The sequence below is a fragment of the Salinispora sp. H7-4 genome (assembly GCF_013416675.1).
GTDB classification, from domain to species: Bacteria; Actinomycetota; Actinomycetes; order Mycobacteriales; family Micromonosporaceae; genus Micromonospora; species Micromonospora vitiensis.
The window spans coordinates 1,395-19,765 of sequence record NZ_JABZED010000015.1; the positions used below are offsets into that span (position 1 = coordinate 1,395).

The 18,371-nt window shown below is 72.0% G+C and carries 16 protein-coding genes and 1 pseudogene; 15 read left to right on the plus strand and 2 right to left on the minus strand.

The window, feature by feature from the left end:
• A pseudogene (locus tag H0524_RS24670) lies at positions 1-491 on the minus strand (hypothetical protein); the annotation flags it as partial.
• Here H0524_RS24670 and H0524_RS10890 point away from each other — a divergent pair.
• Together H0524_RS10890 and H0524_RS10895 are read left to right on the plus strand one after the other, a co-directional pair.
• Positions 384-1,199, plus strand: a complete 816-nt coding sequence (locus H0524_RS10890; protein WP_375371999.1) for a Replicase polyprotein 1ab — start codon at positions 384-386, stop codon at positions 1,197-1,199. The pseudogene H0524_RS24670 and the gene H0524_RS10890 sit on opposite strands and share 108 nt — an antisense overlap.
• Positions 1,196-2,218 carry an HAD-IIA family hydrolase gene (locus H0524_RS10895; RefSeq protein ID WP_180198550.1) on the plus strand — a complete coding sequence of 341 codons (1,023 nt, stop codon included), beginning with the start codon at positions 1,196-1,198 and terminating at the stop codon, positions 2,216-2,218. The genes H0524_RS10890 and H0524_RS10895 overlap by 4 nt, the downstream gene beginning before the upstream one ends.
• Before the next feature lie 37 nt (positions 2,219-2,255).
• Here the strand turns inward: H0524_RS10895 and H0524_RS10900 are convergent, their stop codons facing one another.
• Positions 2,256-2,603 (minus strand): SCP2 sterol-binding domain-containing protein, encoded by a 348-nt coding sequence (locus tag H0524_RS10900; protein WP_026323072.1) that lies wholly within the window; start codon positions 2,601-2,603, stop codon positions 2,256-2,258.
• A gap of 147 nt (positions 2,604-2,750) precedes the next feature.
• Here H0524_RS10900 and H0524_RS10905 point away from each other — a divergent pair, with 147 nt between their 5' ends.
• The 13 genes from H0524_RS10905 (at position 2,751) to H0524_RS10965 (ending at position 18,324) form a co-directional block, all read left to right on the plus strand.
• Positions 2,751-3,371: a phasin family protein gene (locus H0524_RS10905; RefSeq protein ID WP_180198568.1), complete on the plus strand. Its 621-nt coding sequence runs from the start codon at positions 2,751-2,753 to the stop codon at positions 3,369-3,371.
• Positions 3,372-3,411: 40 nt separating this feature from the next.
• Positions 3,412-3,669, plus strand: a complete 258-nt coding sequence (locus H0524_RS10910; protein WP_180198551.1) for a hypothetical protein — start codon at positions 3,412-3,414, stop codon at positions 3,667-3,669.
• 17 nt (positions 3,670-3,686) lie between these two features.
• The gene (locus H0524_RS10915) at positions 3,687-4,532 is read left to right on the plus strand and encodes a TlyA family RNA methyltransferase (RefSeq protein WP_180198552.1); all 846 of its coding nucleotides are present in this window, start codon (positions 3,687-3,689) and stop codon (positions 4,530-4,532) included.
• A gap of 64 nt (positions 4,533-4,596) precedes the next feature.
• Positions 4,597-5,481 (plus strand): NAD kinase, encoded by an 885-nt coding sequence (locus H0524_RS10920; RefSeq protein WP_033666177.1) that lies wholly within the window; start codon positions 4,597-4,599, stop codon positions 5,479-5,481.
• Between the two features lie 70 nt (positions 5,482-5,551).
• A complete protein-coding gene (gene recN / locus H0524_RS10925; RefSeq protein WP_180198553.1) occupies positions 5,552-7,309 on the plus strand; it encodes a DNA repair protein RecN in 1,758 nt (585 codons plus the stop codon).
• Between the two features lie 119 nt (positions 7,310-7,428).
• Positions 7,429-8,607, plus strand: coding sequence for a putative cytokinetic ring protein SteA (gene steA / locus H0524_RS10930; RefSeq protein WP_026323075.1), 1,179 nt, complete (start codon positions 7,429-7,431; stop codon positions 8,605-8,607).
• Positions 8,608-8,638: 31 nt separating this feature from the next.
• The gene (locus H0524_RS10935; protein ID WP_180198554.1) at positions 8,639-9,586 is read left to right on the plus strand and encodes a copper transporter; all 948 of its coding nucleotides are present in this window, start codon (positions 8,639-8,641) and stop codon (positions 9,584-9,586) included.
• Between the two features lie 123 nt (positions 9,587-9,709).
• Positions 9,710-10,576, plus strand: coding sequence for a hypothetical protein (locus H0524_RS10940; protein WP_180198555.1), 867 nt, complete (start codon positions 9,710-9,712; stop codon positions 10,574-10,576).
• 1 nt (position 10,577) lies between these two features.
• Positions 10,578-12,281, plus strand: coding sequence for a murein biosynthesis integral membrane protein MurJ (gene murJ, locus H0524_RS10945; RefSeq protein WP_180198569.1), 1,704 nt, complete (start codon positions 10,578-10,580; stop codon positions 12,279-12,281).
• The gene (locus tag H0524_RS10950) at positions 12,278-13,444 is read left to right on the plus strand and encodes a glycosyltransferase family 4 protein (protein ID WP_180198556.1); all 1,167 of its coding nucleotides are present in this window, start codon (positions 12,278-12,280) and stop codon (positions 13,442-13,444) included. Before murJ ends, H0524_RS10950 begins: the two co-directional genes overlap by 4 nt.
• Positions 13,444-15,831 carry a hypothetical protein gene (locus H0524_RS10955; protein ID WP_180198557.1) on the plus strand — a complete coding sequence of 796 codons (2,388 nt, stop codon included), beginning with the start codon at positions 13,444-13,446 and terminating at the stop codon, positions 15,829-15,831. The genes H0524_RS10950 and H0524_RS10955 overlap by 1 nt, the downstream gene beginning before the upstream one ends.
• Positions 15,832-15,979: 148 nt before the next feature.
• Positions 15,980-17,722, plus strand: coding sequence for a CTP synthase (locus H0524_RS10960; protein ID WP_180198558.1), 1,743 nt, complete (start codon positions 15,980-15,982; stop codon positions 17,720-17,722).
• Positions 17,719-18,324 carry an NUDIX hydrolase gene (locus H0524_RS10965; RefSeq protein ID WP_180198559.1) on the plus strand — a complete coding sequence of 202 codons (606 nt, stop codon included), beginning with the start codon at positions 17,719-17,721 and terminating at the stop codon, positions 18,322-18,324. The genes H0524_RS10960 and H0524_RS10965 overlap by 4 nt, the downstream gene beginning before the upstream one ends.
• Positions 18,325-18,371: the final 47 nt, after the last annotated feature.

Below are 18,371 nucleotides of genomic sequence, written 5' to 3' on the forward strand. Positions count from 1 at the left end.
GTGGCGGTGAGCGCCGTGAGGGCGGCTACCGCGATGGTGAGCGCCGTGAGGGTAGCTACCGCGGTGGTGACCGTCGCGAGGGTGGCTACCGCGATGGTGAGCGTCGTGGTGGTGAGCGCCGTGAGGGCGGTTACCGGGGTGGTGACCGTCGTGAGGGCGGTTACCGCGGTGGTGACCGGGATGGCTTCCGTGGTGGTGAGGGCGGCTACCGCGGTGGTGACCGTCGTGCGGAGCGCCGGCCTGAGCCTGATGCCCCGGTAGGACCGGAGCTTCCTGAGGAGATTGTCGCCACCGACCTGGACAAAGACGTTCGTGCCGAACTGCTCGCCTTGGCCAAGCCGACCGCCGAGAAAGTGGCCCGGCACCTGGTTGCAGTCGGTCAGCTGATTGACGAAGATCCGGCTGAAGCGCTGGCGCATGCCCTCGCAGCCCGGCGGCTCGCCGCCCGTATCGCTGCCGTCCGTGAGGCAGTCGGCCTGGCCGCGTACCACGCCGGTGAGTGGCAGACGGCGGTGGCCGAACTGCGGACGTACCACCGGATGACCGGCCTACAGAGTCACCTCGCGGTGCTCGCTGATTGCGAGCGGGCGCTCGGCCGCCCGGAGCGTGCGGTCGATCTGTACCGGGGGGCAGACCGGAAGGAGTTGGACCGCGCGGTCGCTGGGGAACTGCTGATCGTTGCGGCTGGCGCACGGGGCGACCTGGGCCAGAAGGACGCTGCGGTGGCGATGCTCCAGGTGCCGGAACTGACCGGGGAGGCGGCGGAGCCGTGGACGGTACGGCTGCGGTACGCCTACGCGGATGCGCTGCTCGCGGTTGGCCGGCGTGAGGAGGCCCGAGAGTGGTTCTCCCGTGCTGCGGAGGTCGACACTGACGGCGCGACCGATGCGGCTGAGCGCCTGTTGGAACTCGACGGGGTGATGATCGAAGGCGACGAGGAGGACGACGTCGAGGCCGTTGCCGCTGGCTCGGGTGCCCTCGGCGCGGGGTCGGAAGAGCCGGATGCTGAACTCGTGGACGGGGACGCGCCCGACGCTGAGTCCGCCGGGGGCCGTGACGGTGCTGACGACGCCTCGGACGACGGTGCTGACGACACCCCGGAGGCCGGTACTGGTGACCCGAGCGGTCCGAGTACGCAGCGGTCCGGTGGCGACTCGGAAAGCCCGGTTGACGGCGATGAGGCGGGTAGCGGGAAGTGAAGCGGACCGGCGGAAGTCGGCTGGTTGACGGGTACGCCCTGGTCATCTTCGACCTGGACGGGGTGATCTACCTGGTCGACCAGCCGATCCCCGGGGCGATCGAGGCGGTGCGCCAGCTGCACGCCGAAGACCGGGCCGTCGCGTACGCCACGAATAATGCCTCTCGCCGGTCCAGTGAGGTGGCCGACCTGCTTACCGGGATGGGCATCGTCGCCCGCCCGGAGGAGGTGCTGACCTCTGCAGCGGCCACCGCTCAGTTGCTCCGCGAACGGTATCCGGCGGGGACACCGATCCTGGTGGTGGGTGCGGAGGCGCTGCGTGCCGAGATCCGCGCTGCCGGGCTTACCCCGGTCGCGCGGGCCGAGGATGATCCGGTCGCGGTGGTGCAGGGGTACGGCCCGCAGGTCGGCTGGGCTGACCTGGCTGAGGCAACGGCGGCGATTCGGGGCGGGGCGACCTGGGTTGCTACCAACACCGATCGCACGCTGCCCAGCAAGCGGGGTCCCCTACCCGGCAACGGTGCCTTGGTCGCCGCGGTGCGGATCGCGCTCGGTCGGGACCCAGACCTGGTCGTGGGTAAGCCGGCGCCGGAGCTTTTCGTGGCTGCCTCCCGGCGGGCCAGTGGGGGGCGTGCCCTGGTCGTCGGCGACCGTCTGGACACCGACATCGAGGGCGCGGTCGGAGCGGGGCTGGACAGCTTGTTTGTGCTGACTGGGGTTAGCGACGTGGCCGAGTTGCTGGCTGCCGGACCAGAGCATCGACCGACATTTGTGTCAGTGGACCTGGCGGGGCTCTTCGAGCCGGCCGCGGTGGTGCGGGTGCCGGGTCCGGCGGAGGCCGATGGGTGGTCCGCGGAGGTTCGTGACGGCCGGCTGGAGCTGTCTGGTGCGGGACGCCCGCTGGACGCGCTGCCGGCGCTCTGCGCGGCGGCGTGGTCCACCGGGCGGTCAGCCCCGGTGCGGGCGGTCTCCTCGGCGGCGCAGCGGGCGCTGGCGACGTTCGACCTGTCGTCCGGCTGAGCAGCTCCAGCACCGGGGCGCGGGATCAGGGCCGTGTTCAGCTCGCTCCGAGCAGTTTGCGCAGTTTAATCAGGTCGAACGGGCTGGCCTTGACCGATACCCGTCTGGATGCCACCGCGCGGGTGATGTCCAGTTCCCCGCGGACCAGGGCGAGGAGGTCCTCGCTGGTGGTACTCAGGGCGATCTTGGCCTTCGGGTCGTCACCGTCGGTGAGGTCGGTCAGCTGGCCGTCGGTGAGGCGGCCGTGGAAGGCGGCGTCCAGGTCGGTGATGCGGCAGGCCAGCGTCCGGTCCAAGCCGACGTGCTCGCGCACCGTCTCGGCGTTGCCGTTCAGCCGGGCGGTGAGGTCCCGCAACGCCTGCCGGCACTCGTCAACGCTAGCCACATCGCCTCCACGACTCGCCACACCCACTCTCCGGCACCGTACCGTACGGGTGGCCTGGCCACGCCGGTAGCGTGAGGACCGCACATTCCCCTCTCGCGGAAGGACTCAGGCATGCAGGACGCGTGGCGTTCCTACCTTGCGTTGGCCATGGGCCTGACGGAGGCGCCTCGGAGGAAGGCCCAGGAGACAGCGCGGCGGGTGGTCGGTGCTGGTGGCGCTACCGCGGTCCAGCTTCAGGCGCTTGCCGAGGAACTGGTCTCCACCAGCGCGGCCAACCGGGAAGCGCTGGCCAAGCTGGTCCGGTTCGAGGTTGAACGGGCGCTCGGCGCTGTCGGCCTCGCCACCGCCGACGAGGTGACCGAGCTGACCCGGCGGGTACGCGAGTTGGAGCGGCAGCTTCGGGAGGCAGCAACCGGATCGGCGACGACGCTTGCCGCCAGCGACACTGTGGCGGACGTGGACGCAGTTCATTCGACGGACGTGGATGCAGTTCATCCGTTCGCGCCGGGTGGTGCTGCGGAACCGGCGGTGTCGCCGCTGACTGCTCCGCCTACCGCGGCAGCGGACCCTTCGTCCGGAACCACCGTGACCGCGGCCAGCCCGGCGAAGCAGACACGCGCGAAGAAGACGGTCGCGAAGCAGACACCCGCGAAGCAGACACCCGCGAAGCAGACACCCGCGAAGCAGGCGGTCGGGAAGCGGGCGGTCGGGAAGCGGGCGGTCGCGAAGAAGGCGCCGGGTAAACAGCAGCCGGGCGGCCCGGAGTGAGCGCCGTCCACCGCTGGTCGGGCTCCGCGGGAGGGCGGCCGTGACCGCCCTGCCCCGCCCCGGTCCAACACCGGGCGTTCCGCCAGGCGCCGGACCGGGGGCACCGCGACCAGCGCCCCCGGCTGGGTTCGTCGCCGAGAAGGCCGGTGGCGAGACGGCGGCGCCGAACCCGGCGGTTGACGCCGCCGTGCAGGCGATGGTCAACGCCGTCGGACTACCCCTGGCGGACCAGATCGCGCAGTACGAGGCGGCATACGAAGCGCTGCGGGAAACCCTCGCCAGCATTGACCAGTCCTAAGAGCCGGAGAAACAGGTATGGCACGTCGTACCCGGTTGGATGCGGAACTCGTCCGCCGCGGCCTGGCCCGCTCGCGCGAGCAGGCCGCCGCCCTGGTGGAGGCTGGCCGCGTGCAGCTACGCGGGGTCCCCGCCCGTAAGGTTGCCGCGCTGGTCAACCCTGCAGATCCGCTGCTGGTCACCGGCGCGGATCCGGTTTCGGAGTACGTCTCGCGGGGCGGGCACAAGCTGGCTGGCGCCCTGGCCTCCTTCGGCCCGGGCGGGCTGACCGCCGCCGGGCGGCGCTGCCTCGACGCCGGTGCCTCCACGGGTGGGTTCACCGACGTGCTGCTGCGCGCCGGGGCGGGCGAGGTGGTGGCGGTTGATGTCGGGTACGGGCAGCTTGCCTGGCCACTGCGCAACGACGAGCGGGTACGCGTCTTCGAGCGGACCAACGTGCGCACCCTCACGCCGGCGGCCATCGACGGTCCGGTCGACCTTACCGTCGCCGACCTGTCCTTCATCTCCCTGCGGCTGGTGTTGCCGGCCCTGGCAGCCTGTACCCGACCGGACGGCGATCTGGCGTTGATGGTGAAGCCGCAGTTCGAGGTGGGGCGCGACCGGGTCGGCGCCGGGGGTGTGGTGCGTGATCCAGCGTTGCGGGCCGAGGCGGTGCTGGCGGTGGCGGTCGCGGCGGACCAGCTCGGGTTGGGTCTCGCGGATGTCTGTGCCAGCCCGTTGCCGGGGCCCAGCGGGAACGTCGAGTTCTTCGTATGGTTACGCCGGGACGCGCCGGCGGCTGATCCGGAACGGGTGCGGGCGGTGGTGACGGCTGGGGCCACCGGCGGTCGGTCCGGCACGGTGACGGAGGAGGTAGCGGGGTGAGCGGTCGGGTGGGCCGGGTGGCGTGCGGGGCCGACAACGGGCCCCGGCCGGTACGGCGGGCGTGGTGAACCGGACCGCGCTGCTGGTGACGCACACCGGGCGGCGACGCAGCACCGAACACGCACGGGCGGTAGCCGGGGATCTGATCGCGGCCGGCTTCGTAATTCGCGTTCTTGCCGAGGAGGCCGAGGATCTCGACCTCCCCGGGGCGGTTCCGGTGACTGGTCCGGAAGCCGCGGAGGGCGCTGAGATCGTCTTCGCGTTGGGTGGGGACGGTACGTTTCTGCGGGCCGCCGAGCTGGCCCGGCCGGCGAAGGTGCCGCTACTCGGGATCAACCTCGGTAAGGTCGGCTTTCTCGCCGAGGCTGAGATCGACCACCTGGACTCGGTGGTCCGGGACGTGGTGCGTCGTAACTACACGGTGGACGAACGGCTCACCCTGGACGTGACCGCCGAGTTCGACGATGGACCGACGATCGAGTCCTGGGCGTTGAACGAGATCAGCGTCGAGAAGGGGGAGCGGGCCCAGATGCTCGAGCTCCTCGTTGACATTGACGGGCGGCCACTGTCCCGCTATGGCTGCGACGGAGTCGTCTGCGCCACTCCCACCGGCTCCACGGCGTACGCGTTCTCCGGCGGTGGCCCGGTCGTGTGGCCCGAGGTGGAGGCCCTGTTGTTGGTGCCGATCAGCGCGCACGCGCTCTTCAGCCGGCCGCTGGTCACCGCGCCCACGTCCACCCTCGTCATCACCGTGGACCCCTTTACCAGCCTCGCGGTGCTCTGCTGTGACGGACGGCGGGTGTACGACCTTCCGCCGGGCGCCCGGGTGACGGTGCGGCGCGGGGCCCTGCCGGTGCGGATCGTGCAGCTGACGGCCCGGCCGTTCACCGACCGGCTGGTGGCCAAGTTTGATCTGCCGGTGCAGGGCTGGCGGGGCAGCCGACACTGAGCTGGCCACCGCCGGTGCCCGCGGCTGTCGACTGGTCAAGCGCCGGGCACCGCGTCTACTGTCGGGTGCTGTGCTGGAAGAGCTACGCATCACCGGACTGGGTGTCATCGAGGACACGACGCTGCCGTTGACCGGCGGAATGAACGTGATCACTGGTGAGACCGGTGCGGGTAAGACCATGGTGGTGACCGGTCTCGGTCTGCTCTTTGGCGGGCGCGCCGACGCCGGGCGGGTGCGGGCCGAGCCCGGCCGCGCGGTGGTCGAGGGTCGACTGCGGCTGGCCGGAAGGGCGGCCGGGACCGTATCTGCCCGGATCATCGACGCGGGCGGTGACCCGGACGAGGACGGTTCGGTGTTGCTCAGCCGCACTGTCACCACAGAAGGCCGTTCTCGGGCCCATCTCGGCGGCCGGAGCATGCCGGTGTCGATGCTCGCCGAGGTGGGTGAGCAGGCGCTCGCGGTGCACGGTCAGTCCGACCAACTGCGGTTGTTGCGCCCGGCCGAGCAGCGCGCCGCGCTCGATCGGTTCGCCGGTCCGGAGCACGAGAAGCTGCTCGACGCGCTGCGCGAGGTGTATACCCGGTGGCGGTCGGTGGTGGACGACCTGGCCAGCCGGCGTCGAAACGCGCGGGAGCGGAATCGGGAGGCCGACCTGCTGCGCCTCGGTCTCGACGAGATCACCCGGGTTGATCCGCAGCCGGGGGAGGATGACGAGCTCAAGACGGAGGCGCAGCGGCTGGAGCACGCCGAGGGGCTGCGGACGGCGGCGCGGCTGGCCCAGCAGTGCGTGTCCGGGGGAATGGAGGCCGCCGAGGACACCCCGGATGTCACGACGCTGCTCGGCACCGCCCGCCGTACCTTGGATGGGCAGTCCGGCACCGACCCCGCCCTGGGGGAGCTGGCGGCGCGCCTGGAGGAGGCGGCGACCCTGATCGCGGATGTCTCCGCGGAGTTGTCGACGTACCTGGCGGGGCTCGACGCTGATCCGGCGCGGCTGCAGGCGGTCTACGAGCGGCGGGTCGCGTTGCGGGCGCTGACCCGCAAGTACGCCGACGACACCGACGGGGTGATCGCCTGGGCGGAGCGGGCGCGGGCCCAACTGTCCGATCTAGATTCCTCGGACGAACTGCTCGACGAGTTGGACCGGGAGGTGTCCCGGCTGGCCGGCGAGGTGGCCGAGTTGGCGGGTCGGGTGTCGGTGGCGCGGCAGGAGGCGGCGACCCGGTTTGCGGCGCTGGTCACCACGGAACTGGCGGGGCTGGCCATGCCGCACTCTCGGGTCGAGGTGGGGGTGCTGCCCCGCCCGGTGGGGAAGTCCGAACCCGGCCTTTCGGTCAATGGTGTCGAGGTCGGGATCGGGCCAGACGGCGGCGATGAGGTGGAGCTGCGCCTGTTGGCCCATCCGGGTGCGCCAGCCCTGTCGCTGCAGCGGGGCGCCTCCGGTGGTGAGCTGTCCCGGGTGATGCTCGCCATCGAGGTGGTCTTTGCCGGCTCGGGCGGTCCGCCCACGCTGGTCTTCGACGAGGTTGACGCCGGGGTTGGTGGCCAGGCCGCGGTGGAGATCGGCCGCCGGCTGGCCCGGCTGGCCCGCAGCCACCAGGTGCTCGTCGTCACCCATCTGCCCCAGGTTGCTGCGTTCGCTGACCGGCACCTGGTGGTGGCGAAGGACACCGGCGGTGCGGTGACGACCAGTGGGGTGCGGGTGGTCGAGGACACGGAACGGGCGCGGGAACTCGCCCGTATGCTTGCGGGGTTGCCGGATTCGGATCTGGGCATCGCGCACGCTGAGGAGTTGCTGGCGGTTGCCGCGCGGGAGCGGCGGGCGTAACCGCGGGCCGGGCGCACCACCGGCACGGCGCTCCACGCCGTAGTGTGCTTGTCTGGACTGGCGGCCCGCGCAGGCATGTCGCGTGAAGGCCGCCCGCTTCACATGCCAGGATGGTCACGATGCGTCTACCCATGTTGCGCTGGACCCGACCCGCTGAGCCGGGTCGGGCCAGCGGCACTGCCCGCCTGGACCGTCGGACCAAACGTCTGGTTGGCCGGCTTCGTCCCGGTGACATTGCGGTGATCGATCACGTTGACCTGGACCGGGTCGCCGCCGATTCGCTGGTCGCGGTTGGTGTCGGTGCTGTCCTCAACGCCAAGCCGTCGGTCTCGGGCCGCTATCCCAATCTCGGCCCGGAAGTGCTGATCGAGGCCGGTATTCCGCTCCTGGACGACCTGGGCGAGGGTGTCTTCGAACGGATCCAGGAGGGCGACACCGTCCGGATCGATGGCAATACGGTCTATCTGGGCGAAGAGCCGGTGGCCCATGGTGATCTGCAGGATGCGGAGACCATCGGGAAGGCGATGGCCGATGCCCGGGAAGGGCTTTCGGTCCAGCTGGAGGCGTTCGCCGCGAACACCATGGTCTACCTGAAGCAGGAGCGGGACCTGCTGCTGTACGGGGTGGGCGTTCCGGACATCCGCACCGAAATTCAGGGCCGGCACTGCCTGATCGTGGTGCGCGGCTACGACTACAAGGCCGACCTGGACGTGCTGCGCCCGTACATCCGGGAGTTCAAGCCGGTACTCATCGGCGTGGACGGCGGGGCGGACGCCCTGGTCGAGGCCGGCTACCCACCCGATCTGATCATCGGTGACATGGATTCGGTGACCGATGACGTGCTGCGGTGCGGCGCTGAGGTCGTGGTGCACGCCTACCCGGACGGGCGGGCGCCCGGGCTGGCCCGGGTCAACGGTCTCGGCGTCCCGGCGGTCACCTTTCCCGCCGCAGCCACCAGCGAGGACCTGGCGATGCTGCTCGCCGACGAGAAGGGCGCCTCGCTCCTGGTGGCGGTCGGCACGCACGCCACGCTCGTCGAGTTCCTGGACAAGGGGCGGGGCGGGATGGCGTCGACCTTCCTCACCCGGCTGAAGGTTGGCGGCAAGCTGGTTGACGCCAAGGGCGTGAGCCGGCTCTACCGGCAGAACATCTCCGGGTCCTCGCTGCTGCTGCTGGTGCTGTCCGCGATTGCCGCGATGGCCTCGGCCGTGGCGGTCTCCACCGTCGGTAAGGCGTACCTGGGCGTGGTCTCCGAGTGGTGGAACAATTTCGTGTTCCAGCTGGAACGGCTCTTCTGACGCCGGTCCACCCGACAAAGAGGCTGCAGGTGTGATCAACTTCCGGTACCACGTGGTGTCCCTGACCGCGGTTTTCCTGGCGCTGGCGATCGGCCTGGTGGTTGGTACCACCGCGCTCAACGGGCCGGTGGCGGACGCTCTCAATGACAACGTCAATGAGCTGCGCAAAGACAACCAGGTGTTGCGTCAGACGGTCAACAACCTCGAGGAGGAGTTGACCCGCGAGGATGACTTCGCCGCCGAGTTGGCCGGGGTGGTCATGCCAGGCCGGCTCACCGGCAAGAGAGTGCTGGTGCTCAGCCTGCCGACGGGGCGTAAGCACACCGACGGCGTGGTCAATATGCTTCAGCTCGGCAACGCCGACGTGGTCGGCCGGGTCGACCTGCAGGACAAGTTCATCAACCCGGACAACAACAACGACCTGCTGGAACTGGCCGTCACCGCGGCCCGTCCCACCAATGCGCCGACCACCAACCTGCCCGGCAACGGGCATGGTGTGGAGACCTCCAGCGCGCTGCTGGCCACGGTGCTGCTGGACGGGGTGCCGGAGGCGACGCCGATCAGTGAGGCCGACCGGCGGGCCGTGCTGGCCGCGTACGCCAACGCCAACTATCTCACCACCTCCGAGCGGCTCACCCAGTCGGCAGAGGCGGTCGTGGTGGTCAGTGGCCCGCCGTACACGGACAAGGACTCCTCGGAGAAGGACGAGTCGGTAGTCAAGATCACTGAGCAGTTTGATCGGACCGGCGCGACCGTGGTCGGCGGCACCGGCTCGGAAGGCGGGAACCTGGTGGCCTTCGTCCGGGACGACGCGGTACTGGCCGCGAAAATCTCCACAGTCGACAACGCCAACACCGTCCAGGGGCAACTGGTCACCGCGCTCGCCCTGGCGCAGCAGGTCACCGAGGACAAGGCGGGTCACTACGGTGTCGGTGACAACGCCGGGTCGTTGGTTCCCACCCTGCCCCAGGAATCGTGACGATCAACATCGGGCTCTGTCCCGCCAACCGGAAGGAGTCGGCGTGAGTGAGCGTGCCGAGCAACCCGTCGCGGGCAACAGCCAGGCGGATCATCTGGTCGCCGCGAGGCACGAGGTGACGGCGTGAGGTGGTTCGGTCGGCTCGTCGTCGCCGGCGCCGGCGCCGCCGTCGCCCGCTACGCGTTGCGTGCGGTACGGACCTCACCGGCGGGCCCAGCGTTGGAGCGGACGAACTTCCGGGGCCGGCCGGTGACCCTGGCGGCCGGCCCGGCGCTCGCCACCGGTGCCGCGGTCGCCGGTGCCGCCGGCGCACCTGGTCCCGCTGCCGGCGGAGCTGCCCTGGTCGCCGGCCTCGGCGCCGGGGCGGTGGGGCTCTACGACGACGTGGTCGGCGCGCGGCCGGAGCAGAAGTCCGCCAAGGGCTTCACCGGGCACCTCGCTGGGCTGCGCGAGGGGCGGATCACCGCCGGCCTGGTCAAGATCGTTGGCGTGGGCGCGGCGGGGCTCGCCGCCGCCGCGCTGCTCGCCGGTGACCCGGATGTCGCCCGGCACCCGCGCCGGCAGCGGCAGGGCGCGGTCGGCCGGGGCATGGACGTGCTCCTCGGTGCGGGCGTGATCGCCGGCACCGCCAACCTGGTCAACCTGCTCGACCTGCGGCCCGGACGGGCGGTGAAATCCGGGCTGCTGCTCGGCGCGCCGTTGGTGACAAGCCCGCACGGCGGGATCGTCGCCGGTGCGGCCGGCGCCGCCGCCGGGCTGCTCCCCGCTGACCTCGACGAGGAGGTGATGCTCGGCGACAGCGGCGCCAACGCGCTCGGTGCGCTGCTCGGCGTCACGCTCGCGGCGCGCACCGGACCGGCCGGCCGGGCCGGTCTGCTCGCCGTCCTCGCCGGGCTCACCGCCGCCAGCGAGCGGATCAGCTTCACCCAGGTCATCCAGCAGACCCCCGGGCTGCGTGAGCTGGACGCGCTGGGCCGTCGCGCCGACTGACGTGACGAACCCGGCACCGTACGCCGCCGCCGGCCGAGTAGCCGGGGCCGCCGCGCTGATCGCCGTACTCACCGTGGTCAGTCGGCTCGCCGGCTTTGGTCGTACCGCCGTCTTCACCTGGACGCTCGCGCCCACCGATCTTGGTGGCACGTATGTGGTGGCGAATGCCGCTCCGAATGTGATCTTCGAGATGGTCGCCGGTGGTGCCCTGGCCAGCCTGGTGGTGCCACTGCTGGCCGCTCCGGTGGCGGCGGCGGACCGGGAGGCGGTTGCCCGGACCACCGGGGCGCTGCTGACCTGGGTTCTCACCCTGCTGGTGCCACTCGCGCTGGCGGTGGCGTTGCTGGCCGGCCCGATCGTGGAGCTGCTGGGCGGTGGACTCGACCCCGCCCAGCAGGCCAGCGGCGAGCGGATGCTGCGGGTGTTCGCCCCGCAACTGCCGCTGTACGGGGTCGGCGTCGTGCTCACCGGGGTGCTCCAGGCCCACCGCCGGTTCGCCTGGCCGGTGATCGCACCACTGCTGTCCAGCCTTACCGTCATCGCGGTCTACCTGGGTTTCACCGCCGCCGAGGGGCGGTTGGCCAGCGTGGCGGGCGTCAGCCGCGGCGGGGAACTGCTGCTGTCGTTGGGGACGACCGCCGGAGTGGCGGTGCTGTCCCTGTCGCTGCTGATCCCGTTCCGCCGGCTGGGATGCGCGCCGGTGCTCGGCTTCCGCTTCCCCGCCGACGCCCGTACCCGGGTCGGCGGACTCGCGGTGGCCGGCGCGGTGACGGTGACCGCGCAGCAGGTGGCGCTCGTGGTGAGCCTGAACCAGGTCTCCTACGGTGCGGTCAGCAACCTGGGCGCGTTCCAGCTCGCCCAGACGGTCTACCTGTTGCCGTGGGCGGTGCTGGCGGTGCCGCTGGCGGTGGCCGCCTATCCGAGCCTGGCCGCCGCCGGGTCCGTCGGGGACGAGGCGGCCTACCGGGCGACGCTGGCCCCGACCGCCCGGGGAGTGCTGCTGCTGAGCTGCCTCGGTGCGGCCGTGCTGGTCGGTACGGCCGTGCCGGTTGGGCACTTCTTCTTCGTCGGCGGCGCGGCGGCGACCGCCGCTGCCGGGATCGCCGGCTTCGCGCCCGGCCTGATCGGCTACGGGCTCTTTGCCGTGCTGAGCCGTGCCCTCTATGCGCGGGGGCAGGCGCGGGCGGCCACCGGTGCGATCGCCGTCGGCTTTCTCGTGGTGCCCGGTGCAGCGTTACTGCTCAGTGCCGTGCTGCCGCTGCGGGACCGGGTCCCGGCGGTCACCCTGGCCAATTCGGTGGGGATGGCCGTACTCGGTGCCCTGCTGGTGTTCGCCGTCCGCCGGACCGCCGGCGCCACCGCGCTCGCCGGAATCCGCCGCGCCGGGGTCGCCGGCCTGATCGGCGGAGGGCTCGCGGCGCTGGTGGGCTGGGCGGTGGCGCGGTGGCTGCTGGCGACCACCGACGGCACCCCGAACGCGCCGGTGGCCCTCGTACAGGGCATGCTGTCCGGTGTCGTGGTCGGTGTCGTGTTCCTCGCGGTGGTCTGGATACTGGACCGGCCGGACGTACGACCACTGCTCGCCGGAGTGCGGCGAAAGCTCGGGCTGATCCGCGGGAGGCGGTCGGCCACCCCGGCCGGCGGGCAGCGGAAGGATGACGTCCCCCCGGAGCGGGGCGACGGGAAGGAGACGGTGTCCCGGTGACGGAACCGACCCCGCGGGCCGGCCGGGGCGGCACGGTCGCCCTGCTGCTCGCCTCCAGCACCGGCGGTGTGGGGCAGCACGTCCGGTCGTTGACCACCGGGCTGATCAGCGCGGGCATCGCGGTGCTGGTCTGCGGCCCGGCCGCGACCGAAGAGCAGTTCAACTTCACCGGTGCCGGCGCCCGTTTCCGGGCGGTGGAGATCCCCGCCAGCCCGACCCCCGCCGACCTGCGGGCGGTGACCGCGTTTCGCCGGGCCCTGGCCGCCGAACCGGTCGCTGTGGTGCACGCGCACGGGCTGCGCGCCGGACTGGTCGCCGTCGTCGCCCGGCCGGCTGCCCCACTGGTGGTCACCTGGCACAATGCCGTCCTCGGCGGTGGCCTGCGCGGCAGCGTGTCACGTCTGGTCGAGCGGGTTGTTGCCCGGGGCGCTCAGGTGACCCTCGGTGCTTCCGCCGACCTGGTCGCACGCGCCACCGCGTTGGGTGCGCCGGACGCCCGGTCCGCCCCGGTCGCCGCGCCGCCGCTGCCCGAGCCGCACCGCCGCCGCGACGCGGTCCGCGCCGAGTTCGGCGTCGGCAACGACCAGCCGCTGATCCTGTCGGTTGGCCGACTGCATCCCCAGAAGCGGTACGACCTCCTGGTTGACGCCGCTGCCCGGTGGCGGACCCGCGATCCGGTGCCGGTGGTGGTGATCGCCGGCAGCGGACCCGCGTACCTGCAACTGGCCGCCCGGATCTCTGCTGCCCGCGCACCGGTGACCCTGCTCGGGCACCGTACTGATGTGGCCGACCTGCTGGCCGGTGCCGACATCGCCGTGGTAACCAGTGACTGGGAGGCCCGGCAGCTGTTCGCGCAGGAGGCGATGCGGGTCGGTGTGCCGCTGGTGGCGACCGCGGTCGGCGGTGTGCCGGAGCTGGTCGAGGACGCGGCCATTCTGGTGCCGCCGGGCGATGTCGACGCGGTTGACACCGCGGTCGGTGGTTTGCTGGACGACCCGGCCCGCCGGGCCGAACTGGGTCGGCGGGCCCGCGCGCAAGCGGATACCTGGCCGACCGAGGCGGAGACCTGCGCCCAACTCGTCGCCCTCTATGCCGAACTGTCCCCGGGCATGGCCGGCCCCACCAGCCCGGACCCTGACGCACCCTCGACAGGACAGCCGTAATGCTGCGCCGACTCACCCCCGCCCTGCTGACGCTACTCGTCGTGGCGCTCGGTGTCGCCGCGCTGGCCGCCCGGCCGGCGGCCCGTCCCCCGGAGCGGACCGCCGATTTCGTGGTCCTAGCCGGGGCCGCCGGGCTGCGCTGGGAAGACGTGGACCCGCAGACGACACCGACGCTGTGGCGGTTGGCACAGGAGGGCTCGATCGGGTCGTTGGCGGTGCGCTCCGCCGAGCGGCCCACCTGCCCGGTGGACGGCTGGCTCACCCTTGGGGCGGGCAGCTTCGCCGCCTGGCCCGGCGAGCGGCCGGAGGGAACCTGCCCGCCCACCGACGTCGTCGTGGAGCGGCCGGACGGAATCGGTGCGAACCTGCCAGACCAGGAGGGCGCCGTCCTACCGAACCAGGAACGGCTCTCCTGGGGGGCCGTGCCGGGCTCGCTGTCGGAGTCGGTGCGTTGTTCGATTGCGGTGGGCCCGGGTGCGGCGGTGGCCGCGGCCCGGCCGTTTGGCCGGGTGGACCGGTACGCGCCGGACCTGCCGGCGGACCCGACTGACCTCCTGCGCTCGTGCGTGCTCAGCATCGTTGATCTTGGGGCTGTCGATGGCGCGGATCCGGCGGACCGGGCCGCTGCCGCCCGCGCGGCCGACGCGCGGCTGGCCCGGGTGCTGGCTGCCCGCCCGCCCCGCTCGCTGGTCATGGTTGCCGGAGTGGCGGACACCGGGGAGCCGTCCCGACTGCACGTCGCCGTCGCCGATGGCGACGGCTGGGAACGCGGCTGGCTGACCTCCCCGACCACCGACCGTCCGGGCTACCTGCAACTGGTTGACCTCGCACCGACCGCGCTGACCGCCCTGGGTCGGCCACTGCCCGAGCGTTCGTTTCTGGGGCGGCCCGCCGAATCCGTCGGTGGCCGGCCCGCCGACCTCGCCACCGCGATTGCCGGCCCGGTGGACGCCGATCGGGAGGCCGGAGCCCAGCGCCGGGTCGCCGGCTGGTTCTTCGGGTTACTCGCCGCCGTGCAGGTGCTCCTCGGGGTGGCCGTGCTACCGCTGCTGCGCCGGGCTCGACGGCACGCCGGCCCGTACGGTCCCCAGCCGGTGTCCCGGCGGATCGTCGCGGTGATGGAGTTGCTGCTCGTCGCGGCGGCGCTTGCCCTGCCGGCCGCACTCCTGGCAGACCTGGTCCCGTGGTGGCGGGGTGGGCACCCCGGGTGGTGCTTCGCCGGAGTCACCGTCGCGCTGATCGTTGCCGCGACGGCGCTGGTGCGGTTCCTGCCCAGCTATGGGAGCACCCTCGGGCCGCTGGGCGCGGTGGCGTTTCTGGCTACGCTGACGGTCGGCGCCGACGTGTTGACCGGCGCTCACCTGCAGCTCAACGGCGTCGGGGGCTACTCCGCGGTGGATGGTGGCCGCTTCGTCGGCCTGGGCACGGTGGGACTTGGGGTGCTGCTGGCCGGAGTGCTGCTCCTGGCCGGCTGGCTCGCCCAGCGAGTTCGTCGCTCCCGGCGACCGGTCGTGATCGTGGTCGTCGGTGGGGCCGCCGTCGTGCTGGTCGGCAGCCCCTACCTCGGTGCCGACTCCACCGGGGCGGTCGCGTTGACCGCCGGGGTGAGCCTCGCCGCGGCGATCAGCGCCAGTGGTTGGTTGACGCTTACCCGCCTGGCCTGGGCGACGATGGCCGGGCTGGCGGTGACGGTGGGTTTCGCCCTGGTCGACCTCGACCGTCCGATCGGCGAGCGAGGCGAGCTGGGCCGGTTCCTGGCCGCGGTTGGCGACGGGACCGGGGGCCTGATCGTGAACCGGGTCAGCTCCGCCAACCTGAAGACGTTCTTTGACAGCCCGTTGACGGTGCTGACCCTGGCCGGTGTGCTCCTGGTGTGGTTCGCCCTGCTGCAGCCGTGGGGTGGCCTGCGGCGGCTGTTCGGCATCTACCCGGCGGTTCGGGGAGCGATGACCGGCACCGCGGTCGCGGCGGTGCTCGGCGGACTGCTGGGCGGGGTGGCGCTGGACGTCGCCGGGGCGGCGGTCGCGGTGGTGGTGCCGATGGCGGCCCTCGCCGCGCTGCGGGTACTGGATCACTCCACCGACCGGACCAGCCCGACGCCCGGTGGGGACGGCGGCCCCGCGGGTTCGATCGGCCCCGCGGGTTCGATCGGCGCCGGGGGCTCGATCGGCACCGGCGGTGGGCCAGATCGAGGTCAGCGCTCGGATGGCAACGGTGCCGCAGGCGGCCCGGCTGGCTCGCCACCGGATGGCGGCGGTCCGGCCGAGCGCCCGGGAGGGTCCGGGGACGGCGACGCCGGTGCGGCGGCGGTGGACCGGCGGGAGGCCGGCCCGACCGGCGGCAAGATCCCGACGGCTCGGGCATCAGACGAGGTCACGTCGGTCTGATCCGGTATCGGTAGGTGACGCCACCGGCGGGTGCGCCGGGCGGCGGGACCAGGTGGGGTGTTAGCGTGGAATCCCGTGGATCGCGTGATCACTCTGCTGATCGGCACGGCGGTCTGCACGACCGCGACAGACGACACGGGAGCAGGCCTTGGCCCCTTCAGTACAGACGACCAGGCACATTTTCGTCACCGGGGGCGTGGCCTCCTCGTTGGGTAAGGGCCTGACCGCCTCCAGCCTCGGCAGCCTGCTCACCGCGCGTGGCATGCGTGTGGTGATGCAGAAGCTCGACCCCTACCTCAACGTGGATCCGGGGACGATGAATCCGTTCCAGCACGGTGAGGTCTTCATCACCGAGGACGGCGCCGAGACCGATCTCGATGTCGGGCACTACGAGCGGTTCCTCGACCGGGACCTGTCCGGGAAAGCCAACGTCACCACCGGGCAGATCTACTCGGACGTGATCGCCAAGGAGCGGCGCGGCGAGTACCTGGGGGACACCGTCCAGGTCATCCCGCACATCACCAACGAAATCAAGTCGCGGGTGCTCGGCATGGCCGAACCGGACGGCGAGGGCCAGGTGCCGGACGTCGTCATCACCGAGGTCGGCGGGACCGTCGGCGACATCGAGTCGCTGCCGTTCCTGGAGGCGATCCGGCAGATCCGCCATGATCTGGGCCGGGACAACTGCTTCTACCTGCACGTCTCGCTGGTGCCCTACCTGGCGCCGTCGGGCGAGCTGAAGACCAAGCCCACCCAGCACTCGGTCGCGCAGCTGCGCAGCATCGGCATCCAGCCAGACGCACTGGTACTGCGCTGCGACCGGGAAATCCCGGACAAGGTCAAGCAGAAGCTCGCCCTCTACTGCGACGTTGACCTGGAAGCGGTCACCGCCGCCGCGGACGCACCCAGCATCTACGACATCCCGAAGGTGCTGCACCGGGAGGGCCTCGACGCGTACGTGGTACGTCGGCTCGGCCTCTCCTTCCGGGACGTGGCCTGGGCGCGCTGGGACGACCTGCTGGAGCGGGTGCACCAGCCCCGGCACACGATCACCGTCGCGCTCGTGGGCAAGTACGTTGACCTGCCCGACGCGTACCTGTCGGTGAGTGAGGCGATCCGTGCCGCCGGCTTCGGGCACCGGGCCCGGGTACGGCTGAAGTGGGTGCCCAGCGACGAATGTGTCACCTCGGCCGGTGCCGCGGCCGCCCTGGCCGGCGTTGATGGCGTCGTCATCCCGGGCGGGTTCGGCGTCCGCGGTATCGAGGGCAAGGTCGGCGCCGCCCGGCACGCCCGGGAGAACGGCGTTCCGCTGCTCGGCCTCTGCCTCGGCCTCCAGTGCATGACCATCGAGGTGGCCCGCCACCTCGCCGGGCTGGACGGTGCGAACTCGCTGGAGTTCGACGAGGAGGCCACGCATCCGGTCATCGCCACCATGGCCGACCAGGAGGACATCGTCGCGGGCCGGGGCGACCTCGGCGGCACCATGCGGCTCGGGGCCTGGCCAGCGGTGCTCACCGAGGGGTCGATCGTCGCCGAGGCGTACGGCAGCACCGAGGTCAGCGAGCGGCACCGGCACCGGTACGAGGTGAACAACGCCTACCGTGACCTGCTCACCAAGGCGGGCCTGCACATCTCGGGGACCTCGCCGGACGGCCGGCTGGTCGAGTTCGTCGAACTGGACCGCGACCTGCACCCGTTCTTCGTGGCCACCCAGGCACACCCGGAGCTGAAGAGCCGTCCGACCCGCCCGCACCCGCTGTTCGCGTCCTTCGTGGCGGCGGCGCTCGCGTACTCGCAGGCTGATCAGCTCCCGGTCGACCTGGACGGTACGGCGACGACGGCAGCCAGCAACGGCGGGACCTCCACGGCGCCGGCGACGTCGACCTCGTGAGCACAGCAGGGCACCGCTACCAGGTGCGTTCGCGCGTCGAGCGGTACCGGGGCCGGATCTTCGATGTGGTTACCGACGAGGTGACCATGCCCGGTGGCGGCACCGCCCTGCGGGACTGTGCCCGACACCCCGGCGCGGTATCGGTGGTGGCCCTGGACGAGGCCGGTCGGGTGGTGCTGATCCGGCAGTACCGGCACCCGGTCGGCCGGCACCTGTGGGAGTTGCCGGCCGGCCTGCTGGACATCGCGGGTGAGGACCCGGCCGCTGCCGCCGGCCGGGAACTGGCCGAGGAGGCTGACCTGAACGCCGGTCGGCTCGATGTCCTGGTCGACGTGCACAGCTCACCCGGGTTCACCAATGAACTGGTCCGGGTGTTCTTGGCCCGCGACCTCACCGAGGTGCCGGTCGGCCGGCGGCACGGCCGGTCCGAGGAAGAAGCCGATCTTCAGCTCGTCCGGGTCGCCCTGGACGAGGCGGTGGAGATGGTGCTGGCTGGGGAGATCACCAACGCCGCGACGGTCGCCGGGCTGCTCGCCGCCGCTCGCGCCCGGGACGGGGGCTGGACGGCGCTGCGCCCGGCCGGGACACCACTGCCGCGCTGAGTCGGTACGTGACGGGGACCGCTAGCGGTCCCCGTCACGTACGGTGA

What these genes read in the sequence shown, in the direction of transcription:
- H0524_RS10905 (WP_180198568.1), top strand. Translation starts at nt 2,751, where the DNA reads ATGGGCCTGACGGAGGCGCCTCGGAGGAAGGCCCAGGAGACAGCGCGG.
- H0524_RS10915 (WP_180198552.1), top strand. Translation starts at nt 3,687, where the DNA reads ATGGCACGTCGTACCCGGTTGGATGCGGAACTCGTCCGCCGCGGCCTG.
- steA (WP_026323075.1), top strand. Translation starts at nt 7,429, where the DNA reads ATGCGTCTACCCATGTTGCGCTGGACCCGACCCGCTGAGCCGGGTCGG.
- H0524_RS10955 (WP_180198557.1), top strand. Translation starts at nt 13,444, where the DNA reads ATGCTGCGCCGACTCACCCCCGCCCTGCTGACGCTACTCGTCGTGGCG.